Origin of the sequence: Kitasatospora sp. NPDC056181, from assembly GCF_042266225.1 — a bacterium.
Taxonomy (GTDB): Bacteria; Actinomycetota; Actinomycetes; order Streptomycetales; family Streptomycetaceae; genus Kitasatospora.
On the sequence record NZ_JBHJUK010000211.1, the window covers coordinates 1 to 11,446 of the forward strand.

Genomic DNA, 11,446 nt, shown 5'->3' on the forward strand with positions numbered 1-11,446 from the left:
TCGGTGGACAGCGTTTCGGTGGGCAGCTTCTCGGTGGTCGGCCTATCGGTGGACAGCGTTTCGGTGGGCAGCCCTTCGGCGGCCGCTCGGAGCGCCGTCAGCCCCGCGCTCTCGTGGCCGGCGTCGCCGGTGGCCGCCGCGAAGCGGAGCAGCGCCCAGCCGATCCCCGCCGCACCGGTGGCGAAGCCGGGCCCCGGTGGCAGCCGGCGGGCGGCGAGGCGGTCCGCGCAGGACCGCGCCCCGCGCAGGGCCTCCTCCGAGCCGGTGACCCGGTGGACGGCGAGCAGCGCCGCGAGGCCACCGGCCAGGCCGTCGGCGATGCCCGGGGCCGTCCCGGTCTCGGCGGCGCGCACGGTCAGGGCGGTCGCCGGGCCGGTCAGCGCCGCGAGCTGCGGGTCGTCCAGCGCGGCCGCCGTCATGGTGACCGCGTAGGCGATGCCGCCCAGGCCGGCGAAGCCGCCGGGGCCGACGGCCGCGAGGTCCTCCGGCCGGGCCGCGAGCCGCTCCAACACGGCGGGCAGCGGCCGGAGGGCGCGAGCGGCCGTGTCCGCGTAGCGGTCGTCGCCGGTGAGCGCGGCGAGCTGGGCGAGGAACAGGGCCACCCCGGGGTAGCCACCGCCCAGATCCGCGCCGCACGGCCTCAGTTGCCAGTAGCGGTCGGCGATGAGGTCGAGGCCCAGCCAGTTGGTGCGTGCCGGGCCCTGGTGGGCCAGTGCGACGAGCCGGTCGCCGATGCGGCGGGCCGCACCGAGCAGGCGTTCGGGGTCCACGGCCTCCGGGCCGGGTTCGCCCGGGTCCGCCGGCATCGGGACCGCCGGTATCGGGATCGCCGGCATGCGGGCGGCCGGTCCGTCGAGCGCCGGTTCGAGGGCGGCCGGTTCCTGGGCGGACGGTTCTTGGGCGGACGGTTCTTGGGCGGCCGGTTCGAGGGCGGCCGGTTCGAGGGCGGCCGGTTCGAGGGCGGCCGGTTCGAGGGCGGCCGGTTCGAGGGCGGCCGGTTCGTGGGCGGCCGCGGTCGACCGCGCGGCCATCGCCGCCCGGATGATCCACTGCTGCGCCGCGAGGTCCGCCTCCCCCATGCCCCGGATCCGCTCGGCCGCCCGGTCGAGGCCGGACCGCTCCAGCGCGCCGGCGATGCGCTCCCCGCCGCCGCTCCACAGGTCCACGGAGCCCGGCATCGTGGTGAACAACGGTACGTCGCCGTCACGGAGTTGATCGATCTCGAACTCCAGGGCACCCGGGTGACCGGGACCGGCGGACTCGTCGGTGCCGAGCAGCCCGAACAGCGCCTCCCGCTCCGCCGCGTCCCGCAGGACGTCGGGGTGGGTCGCCTCGGTCAGCAGCGTCGCGTAGATCTGTGTGGGGCGTACCACGACGCGGACCTCGGCGTCCGCGAAGCGACTCAACATCCCCTGTGGGCCGAGCAGTTCGCTTCGGCCGGCGGCGACGGCCCGGTAGCCGTCGGCGAAGCCGGCGAGCAACGCCTCGGTGTGCGCGGCGGGTTCGGCCCGGTCCCCGGCCAGGCCGGGACGGTTGGCCGCACCGGCGAGCGTCTGCGGCCGGCGCACCAGCCGCATCCGGTCGGTACCCGGGTCCGCCCACGCCACCCCGTCCATCGGCAGCGGCGCGCCCGGGTCACCCCCCAGCCCGGAGACGTCCATCGCCTCCCGGTCCCCGAGGAGCAGATGCGGGAGCAACCCGATCCGGTGCACGGACGATCGCAGCGCGAGCGCCGCCGGGTCGTCGGCCCGGGCGGCGGGCGGCGGGTGGAACAGGGTCTCGACGTCGATCAGCACCGGTTCGTCACCCCGGGCGACGAGGTTCTCGTAGTGCAGGTCCGTGCCCTCCAGGGCGTACAGCAACGCCAGCAGCGCGCCCTGGCGGCGGTAGAAGCGGTCGAGCTGCGACGGCGTCTCGCACGGCCGGTGGGCGACGTACTCGACCCAGCCGTACGCACCCCGGTCCAGCAGGGCCAGTGCCGCCGGCCCGGGCGTACCGGGCCGCGCGTTGAACCAGTCGAGCACGTCGTTGAAGTACCGGTGCGCCTGCAACGGCCGCGGCTTGTAGACCACCCGGCGGCCGTCGGCGAACCGCAGGACCGCCACCGCACGCCCCCGCCGGTGCCCGTCACCGACTCCGGTGTCCACGCGGAGCAGGTCTCCTGGGTCCACCCCGCCCAGCAGCGTCGCCACGATCTCCGCCCGGTCTGCCGCGAACCGGCCGAGGAGCTCGTCCAGCGCCGCCACCGCATGCAGACAGCTCTGCCCGACCACCCGTCCGAGCACCGGGTACGTGGTGAACAGCGCAGCGAGAGAAGCCTGTTGCTTCATCGATTCGACGAAGCCGTCGAACCGTTCGGACGGTGTGCCCCCTTCGAGCCCACCTCGCGCCCTCGCCGCGTGGAGTTCCAGCACGAGCACACGGGCGCAGCACCGCGCCAGCGCACGGGCCAGCCGACGCACGAACGCGGCCCGGACCGCGGCGCCCTCCCCGTGCCGGTCGGGCAGCCGTTCCGCGGCCCGCTCCGCGAACGGGGCAAGAATCGCCACGAATCCGTCATCCCCGGGGACTCCACCGGCGGCCGGGCGAGAACCCCCCGACGGCGGCCCGGCCACCACCTCGTCGACGAAGGCCGCCCAGTCCGGCCTGACCGCCCCGGCCCGCTCGACCCCGGGCAGCGCCTGTAACCACCAGTTCGCCACACCCGGCGCAGCCGCCGACCGCTTCCACGTGTCGATCACAGCGCCCAAGCGTGCCATCCACCAACCATCCATACAAGGCCCTCGATTCGGACACAATTCCGAGGAGGCTCCGCGGTGGCGTGCGCCACGAGGAAGTGACCCGCTCCACCGCGATGCGGATGCGGCAGGGCCTCGGAACCGACGGACAGCGCCCTCACAGCCGCGGCGGGGCCCGGTGCGGGCGGTGTAACGGCACCGAATCGATCTCCGCGGTCCACCGCAACACGCGCTTCCTAGGTTGGGCGTCCGTGCAGGCGCCGCCGCACGTTCGACGGGTGGGTCTGGGCCCGCATGATGGAGGGGGACGTGTGGTCGGGACTGCCGGCGGTCGGGCGAGGACGGTCTGTTCGTACTGCGGCGTGGGCTGCGGGGTCGTTCTCGACCTGACGACCGGCTCGGACGGCCGCCGAACCGTGGCGAAGGTGTCCGGTGACAAGGCCCACCCGGCGAACGGGGGGCGGTTGTGCACCAAGGGCGCGACGCACGCGGACATGCTGGCCGCGCCGGGCCGCCTCGGGACGGCCCTCGTCCGCAGTACCCGGGAGGAACCCGCCGTCCCCGTCGGCGTGGACGTCGCCGTGGCGGCGGTGGCAGGTCGGCTGCGGGCGATCCTGGACGAGCACGGGCCCGACGCGCTCTCCTTCTACGTCTCCGGGCAGATGTCACTGGAAGCGCAGTACCTGGCGAACAAGCTCGCGAAGGGCTTCGTGCGGACGAACCAGATCGAGTCCAACTCGCGGCTGTGCATGGCTTCGGCAGGTTCGGGATACAAGCTGTCGCTGGGTTCGGACGGCCCGCCCGGCTCGTACGAGGACTTCGAGCGGGCCGACGCCTTCTTCGTGATCGGCGCGAACATGGCCGACTGCCATCCGATCCTGTTCCTGCGGATGATGGACCGGGTCAAGTCGTCCGGTGCCCGGCTGATCGTCGTCGACCCGCGCCGCAACGCCACCGCCGACAAGGCCGATCTCTTTCTCCAGATCAGGCCCGGAACCGACCTCGCCCTGCTGAACGGCCTGCTGCACCTCCTGGTCGAGAACGGCCACACCGACCCCGGGTTCATCGCCGAGTTCACCGACGGCTGGGAGGAGATGCCGGCCTTCCTCGCCGACTACACCCCGGCGAAGGTCGCCGGGATCACGGGCCTCCCGGAGGCCGACATCCGGCAGGCCGCGCAGTGGATCGGCGAGGCGGGCGAGTGGATGAGCTGCTGGACGATGGGGCTCAACCAGTCCACCCACGGCACCTGGAACACCAACGCCCTGGTCAACCTGCACCTCGCGACGGGTGCGATCTGCCGCCCCGGCTCCGGCCCGCTCTCCCTGACCGGGCAGCCCAACGCCATGGGCGGCCGCGAGATGGGCTACATGGGCCCCGGTCTGCCCGGCCAGCGCTCCGTCCTGGCCGACGACGACCGGGCCTTCATCGAGAGCCTGTGGGGCATCGAGCAGGGCTCGCTGCGCACCGAGGTCGGCCGTGGCACGGTCGAGATGTTCGAGCGGATGGCCGCCGGCGACATCAAGGCGTGCTGGATCATCTGCACCAACCCGGTCGCCTCCGTCGCCAACCGCAGGACGGTCATCCAGGGCCTGGAGACGGCCGAACTCGTGATCACGCAGGACGTGTTCGCGGAGACGGAGACCAACGCGTACGCCGACGTGGTGCTGCCGGGCACGCTCTGGGCCGAGTCCGACGGCGTCATGACCAACTCGGAGCGGAACCTCACCCTCGTCCCCGGAGTCGTCACCCCGCCCGGCGAGGCCACCCCGGACTGGCTGCTCATCTCCCGTGTCGCCTGCGCGATGGGCTTCGCCGAGGCGTTCACGTACGACAGTGCGGAGGAGGTCTTCGAGGAGCTCAAACGGGCCTGGAACCCGCAGACCGGATGGGACCTGCGCGGCGTGAGCTACGAGCGGCTGCGTGACGCCCCGGTGCAGTGGCCGGCCGCACCCGGCGCCGGGGCCCGCAACCCGGTCCGCTACCTCAACGACGGCGTGAGCCAGGCCCTGCTGGAACGACCCGACGGTACCCGCCCCCGGCTCGTCTTCCCCACCCCGGACGGTCGTGCCCGGTTCTTCGCCCGACCGCACCTCCCTGCTGCCGAACTCCCGGACGACGACTACCCGTTCGTCCTCAACACCGGCCGGCTCCAGCACCAGTGGCACACCCTCACCAAGACCGGCAAGGTCGCCAAGCTCAACAGGCTCAACCCCGGCCCCTTCATCGAGATCCACCCGGAGGACGCCCGGCGCCTCGGCATCACCGACGAGGACCACGTGGAGGTCGCCTCCCGCCGCGGCCGCGCCGTCCTGCCCGCCGTCGTCACCGACCGGGTGCGCCCCGGCAACAGCTTCGCCCCGTTCCACTGGAACGACCTGTTCGGCGAGTACCTCTCCATCAACGCCGTCACCAACGATGCCGTCGACCCCGTCTCCTACCAGCCGGAACTCAAGGTCTGCGCCGTGAACCTCGCCAAGACGTCCGCACCGGTGCAGGCCCGTCCGAGCACCGTCCCCGCCGCCGACACGGCCACGCCCGTGACCGCGGCCGCCCCCGGGTCCGACGCGGGGCCGCGAGCCGTCACGGCGCTCGCCCACGGGCAGGCCGGTCCGGCCCCGGCCGCCCTGCCCGCCCTGGCCACGCTGTTCGGCCTCACCGACCTCGCTCCGCCGGCACTGGCCGACCACGAGCGCCGCTACCTCTCCGGCTACCTCGCCGGCGTCGCCCTGGCCCCGCACACTGACGTGCCCGTACTCCCGTCGACCGCCCCCTTCCCCCCGGACACCGCCCTGTGGGTGAACGGCGTCCTCGCCGGCGCCTTCTCCCGCACCGGCGACCACGGCGGAGACCGCGGCGGCGACCGAGGCGGCGCGCGGACACCCGTCGCCGAACCCGCGACGACACCGGGTCCCCCCGCCGAGGCGCCGGCTCCGAGCCGCCGCATGCTCGTCCTCTGGGCCTCGCAGACCGGCAACGCCGAGGAGTACGCCGCCGCCCTGAACGCGCGCCTCGCCGAAGCCGGCCACGCCCCCACCCTGCTCGCCATGGCCGACGCCGACCCGGCACAGCTCACGGCCGGCACCGACGTCCTCCTGATCACCAGTACGTTCGGCGACGGTGACGCCCCCGACAACGGCGCGGACTTCTGGCAGGGGCTCAGTGCTCCCGATGCCCCGCTGCTGCGCGACGTCCGCTACTCCGTCCTCGCGTTCGGCGACTCCTCCTACGACGACTTCTGCGGCCACGGCCGCCGCCTCGACGAACGCCTCGCCGCACTCGGTGCCACCCGCCTGCACCCCCGCGCCGAGTGCGAACCCGACGACGGGGAGAGCGCCGACACCTGGTTCAAGGCCGTCCTCACCAACCTCGACGGCCCGGCACCTGGCCAGGGCTCCGCGGACACTCCGGTGACAGTGCCGGCGGCAGCACCGATGGCAGCACCGGCGGCCGGCCCGGTCGCCGACGCCGCCACCCGCCCCACCAGGAACGACCCCCACCGCGCGCCGCTCTGCGGCAACCAGCTCCTCAGCCTGGCAGGCGCGGCCAAGGAGGTCCGCCGGTTCACCTTCGACGTCGGCGACTCCCTCGCCTACGAGGCCGGCGACGCCCTCGGCGTCCGCCCCGCCAACTGCCCCGGTCTCGTGGACGAGTGGCTGGCCGTCACCGGCCTCGACCCGGCCGCCGAGGTCGTACTCACCGGCACCGCCACCGCCGGCTTCGCCGAGGCGCTCACCCATCACCTCGACATCACCCGCATCACCCCCGACCTCCTGCGCCTCGCGGTCGAACACACCGGCGACCGGGATCTCAAGCGATTGCTCCGCCCCGACAACAAGGACGGGCTCGCGAGGTGGAGCTGGGGCCGTCAGGCGGTCGACCTCCTCACCGAGTACCCCGTCCGACTCGGCGCCCAGGAGTGGACGGACACCCTCAAGCGCCTCCAACCGCGCCTGTACTCCATCTCCTCCAGCCCGCTCGCCACCCCCGGCAGGGTCAGCCTCACGGTCTCCGTGGTGCGCTACGAGGGCCCCCGCGGCCACCGGCGGAAGGGAGTCGCCTCGACCTTCCTCGCCGACGCCGAACCCGGCACCGAGGTCCCGCTGTTCGTCCAGCGCTCACCGCACTTCCGCCCCCCGGCCGACCCCACGACCCCGGCCGTCATGGTCGGACCGGGTACCGGCGTGGCACCCTTCCTGGGCTTCCTCGAGCACCGGCGCGCCCTCGGCCACCGCGCCGGCAACTGGCTCCTCTTCGGCGAACAGCGCCGCGCCACCGACTTCTACTACGAGCAGGAACTGGAGGAACTGCACCGCCACGGCACCCTCTCCCGCCTCGACCTCGCCTTCTCCCGCGACCAGCGCGCCAAGGTCTACGTGCAGGACAGGATGCGCGAGAACGGCGCCCTGCTGTGGTCCTGGCTGCAGGACGGAGCCCACTTCTACGTCTGCGGCGACGCCAGCCGGATGGCCAAGGACGTCGACCGCGCCCTGCGCGACATCGCCGTCACCCACGGCGGACTCGACGAGGACCACGCCGCCGCCTACGTCAAGCAGCTCGCGGCCGAGAAGCGCTACGTCCGCGACGTGTACTGACAGTGGGCTTCGCACGGAGGCCGTGAACCCCCGCTCCCTGACGCGCACCGGGAGCCGCCATCACCCGGTCGGGTGAAACCGGGCGCGTGGCCCGGCTGAGCCGGGGTTGGGCCGCCCGGGTGGGCGATGATGCTGAACGGTTCGCCCAGGAACGGCTCTCGGTACGGCGTCCGCCGCCGTCCGGGCGAAGTCCCCTGTGAGAGAGGAGCACGATGACGGTTCCCGCTGTGACGAAAGAGGTCGAGGAGTTCGTCGACCTCTGTGTGCCGCTGACCGGCTTCCCCGCGTTCGACCTGTACGCCACCGGCATGGCCGAGCGTTACCTGGAGACCGCCCGGCAGCAGGTCGGGGCGGCCGCCTTCGCGGAGTTCTGGACCGCGTGGGGGGTGGCCGCCTCGGAGCGCGGCGGTCCCAAGGACCTGTCGCCCGTCCACCTGGAGGTGGCCCGGGCACTGACGTACATGTGGCTCACCGGCGCCTGGCCCCGGCTCGCGCCGGCCGCGCACGCGGCGCTGCGCCGCCAGATGGCCAACGAGGAGTTCGTGGTCGCGCCGGAGGCGTACGTCGAGGGCCTGGTGTGGCGGACCTTCCACGGGCACCCGGCCGGGGCGAAGCCGCCGGGCTTCGGCACCTGGGCGGTCAGGCCGCCGGCCCAGCCCACCGCCGACGGGCTGCGCCAGGACCTCGGCCTCGGTGAGGAGTTGGTCTGCCGCACCGGCCTGGAGTCCGAGGTCGCGCTGGACGCCGTGCCCGATCACCTGCTGCCCGGCTACCGCGCCTGGCGCCAGATCCCGCCGTCCGCCGTCCCGACCTCGGCCGGGCCCGCCGCCCGTGAGGAGCACGCATGACCGAGAGCGTCACCACCATCAGCGCGGACGAGGCCGTCCGCCGGCGCTACGACGTCGTCATCGTCGGCGGCGGCTGGTCCGGCAGCCTGATCGCCAGGGAACTCGGCGACCTGGGCTGGAACGTCCTGATCCTGGAGGCCGGCAACAGCGGCACCGAAACCTGGCCCGGCTACCTCGGCTCGCTCACCACCTACCACTCCGCCGTCGCCAAGGTGCCCAACTCCGCCTACCGGCGCAACACCGCCGCCCCCTACCCGGACGTCCTCGACCTCGCCCCCGTGCGCGACCCGAAGCCGGGGCAGCCGGAGTTCACCGCCAACGGCTACTTCGTCCAGAACGGCCGACTGCCCTACGGCACCGACTACCTGCGGGAGTTGGGCGGCGCGGCCATGCACTGGCTCGGCGCGGTGCCGCGCATGCACCCCGAGGACTTCGCCACCGAGGGGTTCGGCTACGGCCGCAGCTGGCCGCTCGGCGCGGAGGAACTGCAACCCTGGTACGCCCGGGCCGAGTTGGAGATCGGCGTGGCCGGGAACGCGGACGACCAGCGCGCGATCGGAGTCGTCACCAGCGACGACTACGTCTACCCGATGCATCAGATCCCGGCCAGCTACATCGACGAGTACTGCAGCGGCCTCAACGGCACGAACATCCTCGACGAGGTCACCGCCGAGACGTACGAGCTCCAGGTCAGGAGCCTGCCGCAGGCCCGCAACTCCACTCCGAACCCGGACTACTCCCCGGTCCCCTACCGGCCGGAGAGCGCGGTGGGCCTGCCGAACTACGGCGAGCGCTGCGTGGGCAACGCGAGCTGCGTGCCGATCTGCCCGGTGCAGGCCAAGTCCCACCCGCTGCGCCAGCAGGCCCGGTTCTCGAAGACGGTCTCGCTCGCCACCCGCTGCGTCGCGACCCGCGTCCGGCTGGCGGGCGCGACCCGGGGCGGCCGGGTGAGCGGGGTGGAGTTCCGCACCTACACCGACCCGGCCTCGCCCGTCGGCCGCTCGTACGTCGTCCAGGCGGACATGGTCGTGCTGGCCGCGCACGCCATCGAGAACGCGCGGCTGCTGCTGTTCTCCGGCCTCGCCAACGGCAGCGACCAGGTCGGCCGCAACCTGATGGACCACCCGACCATCCTCAACTGGGCGCTCGCCGACGAGAGGCGCGGACCGGTCGGCCCGTTCCGCGGGCCCGGGCACACCTCCGGCTGGGAGGCCTTCCGCTTCGGCGACGGGCGTGCCCAGCGTGCCCCGTTCCGGATCGAGATCGGCAACTGGGGCTGGGGCTGGGCCACCGGCGCGCCGATGAGCAACGTCGCCACCTCCCTCGGAATCGGCGGTGACGAGAACGGCGAGGTGCGACCGGACGGCGTGTTCGGACCGGAGCTGCGCCGGCTGCTCGGCTCCACCGTCGGCCGACAGCTCCAACTGCAGATCGCCGTCGAGCAGTCGGCGAACCCGAACAACCGGGTCACCATCGACCGCCGCTACCGCGACGCGATGGGCAACCTCCGCCCGGTCATCACCTACGACCTCGACCGGCACACCCGGGACGGGCTGTTCGCCGCCCGGAAGGTCGCGCAGCGGATCTTCCACAGCCTCGGCGCCACCGACTACACCGACCACGCGCCGCGCGACGGCGTGCCCCCGCTCGGCCACTTCGAGCACACCCTGGACGGCGAGACCCTGCACCTGGCCTACAGCGGTGCCGGGCACGGCGCCGGCACGCACATCATGGGCGGTTCGGCGGCCACCTCCGTGGTCGACGAGTACCAGCGCACCTGGGAACACCCCAACCTGTACGCCGTCGGCTGCGGCAGCATGCCCTCCATCGGCACCAGCAACCCCACCATCACCATGCTGGCCCTGGCCCTGCGCAGCGCGGAGCAGATCCACCAGGACCTGCTCCTCGACCGCCGGCCGGCCGATCTCCGCGGCGCGGAGGCACGGCGACCGGCCGGCGGGGCCGACGAGTCGGAGGTACTGACGTGATCACCGCCCTCGAACTGGACCGAGCGGGCTTCGGCATCCCGAGGACCATGCCCGACCTGCGCAAGTACCTCCAGGCCGCGCTGGAGGTGGAGCACCTGACCGTCCCCGTCTACATGACCGGGATGTACACCATCCGCCCCGGCACCAACCGCACCGCGTACTACGCGATCCGCGCCGTCCTGCTGGAGGAGATGCTCCACATGACGCTGGTCGCCAACCTGCTCAACGCGGTCGGCGGCACCCCCAGGGTCGACACCGGCTTCGTCGCGAAGTACCCGGCCCGCCTGCCCTTCAGCGGCGAGACCGTACCGAGCATCGGGCTGCAGCACTTCTCCCCCGAGGCGCTCAGCACCTTCCTGCGGATCGAGCAGCCCAAGGCGATGACGCCCGCCGCCGAACAGGGCTCGGGCTGGACCTCCATCGGGCAGTTCTACGACACCATCCGGGAGGGCCTGGAGTACCTCATCAGGACCCTCGGCCACGACCGGGTCTTCACCCGCGAGAAGCCCGGCCACCAGGTCGGCCCGGAGGACTTCTACAACTCCGGCGGCGAGGTCTTCCCGGTCGACGGCCGCAACTCGGCGCTCGAAGCGCTGGAGACCATCACCGAGCAGGGCGAGGGCGTCCACGACACCATCTGGAACAGCAACAACCGCTTCGGCGAACAGCCCGAACTGGCCCACTACTTCCGCTTCAACGAGATCTACACCGGGCGCAGCTACGGCCCCGACGACCGCCCCAAGGACCAGCCCAGCGGCCCGCTGATCGACGTGACCTGGGACGACGCCTACCCGATCCACGGCGACTCCAAGGTCGCCGACTACAAGCGGTTCGAGGCCACCAGCGCGGTGTACGAACAGGCGGTGGCGTTCAACTCCCGCTACGCCGTGCTGCTGTGCTACCTGGACTCCGCCTTCAACGGACGGCCCCGGGACATGGCGCTCGCCATCCCCACCATGCTGGAGCTGCGCGACCGCGCCGGACAGCTCTACCGCAACCCCCACCCGGACCCGGAGCAGGCCGCCCTGGGCCGGTTCGCCAGCGCCACCTTCGAACTCCAGGCGCCCGACTTCCAGGCCGCCGAGAAGGAGGTCGGACGCAACATCCAGGCGGCGTCGCTCGAAGCGGGCGCACCGATCGACCTGTCCGCCCTGACCTCCGACTCCGCCGAGGCCTTCGCCTGACCGTCCGGTGCCTCCGGCGGCAGGCATCCTGGCCCCGGGACAGGCACCCGCACCGCATCCACACCCGAACCGACCCACGCGCCCCGCACCCGG

5 protein-coding genes are annotated in these 11,446 nt (G+C 73.0%); 4 read left to right on the top strand and 1 reads right to left on the bottom strand.

Annotated features, from left to right (window positions below):
- Positions 1-2,759, bottom strand: a 2,759-nt coding sequence (gene lanM, locus ACFC1F_RS40235; protein ID WP_376166359.1) for a type 2 lanthipeptide synthetase LanM, incomplete at its 3' end; no start/stop codon positions are given.
- Positions 2,760-3,049: 290 nt separating this feature from the next.
- Here lanM and ACFC1F_RS40240 point away from each other — a divergent pair.
- The 4 genes from ACFC1F_RS40240 to ACFC1F_RS40255 all read left to right on the top strand — a co-directional run bounded on the left by ACFC1F_RS40240 (position 3,050) and on the right by ACFC1F_RS40255 (position 11,353).
- Positions 3,050-7,333 (top strand): molybdopterin-dependent oxidoreductase, encoded by a 4,284-nt coding sequence (locus ACFC1F_RS40240; RefSeq protein ID WP_376166361.1) that lies wholly within the window; start codon positions 3,050-3,052, stop codon positions 7,331-7,333.
- A 212-nt stretch (positions 7,334-7,545) separates the two neighbouring features.
- Positions 7,546-8,181, top strand: coding sequence for a hypothetical protein (locus ACFC1F_RS40245; RefSeq protein ID WP_376166363.1), 636 nt, complete (start codon positions 7,546-7,548; stop codon positions 8,179-8,181).
- On the top strand, positions 8,178-10,169 hold the full coding sequence (locus ACFC1F_RS40250) for a GMC family oxidoreductase (protein WP_376166364.1): 1,992 nt from the start codon (positions 8,178-8,180) through the stop codon (positions 10,167-10,169). The genes ACFC1F_RS40245 and ACFC1F_RS40250 overlap by 4 nt, the downstream gene beginning before the upstream one ends.
- A complete protein-coding gene (locus tag ACFC1F_RS40255) occupies positions 10,166-11,353 on the top strand; it encodes a ferritin-like protein (protein WP_376166366.1) in 1,188 nt (395 codons plus the stop codon). Before ACFC1F_RS40250 ends, ACFC1F_RS40255 begins: the two co-directional genes overlap by 4 nt.
- The last annotated feature ends 93 nt before the right edge of the window (positions 11,354-11,446 follow it).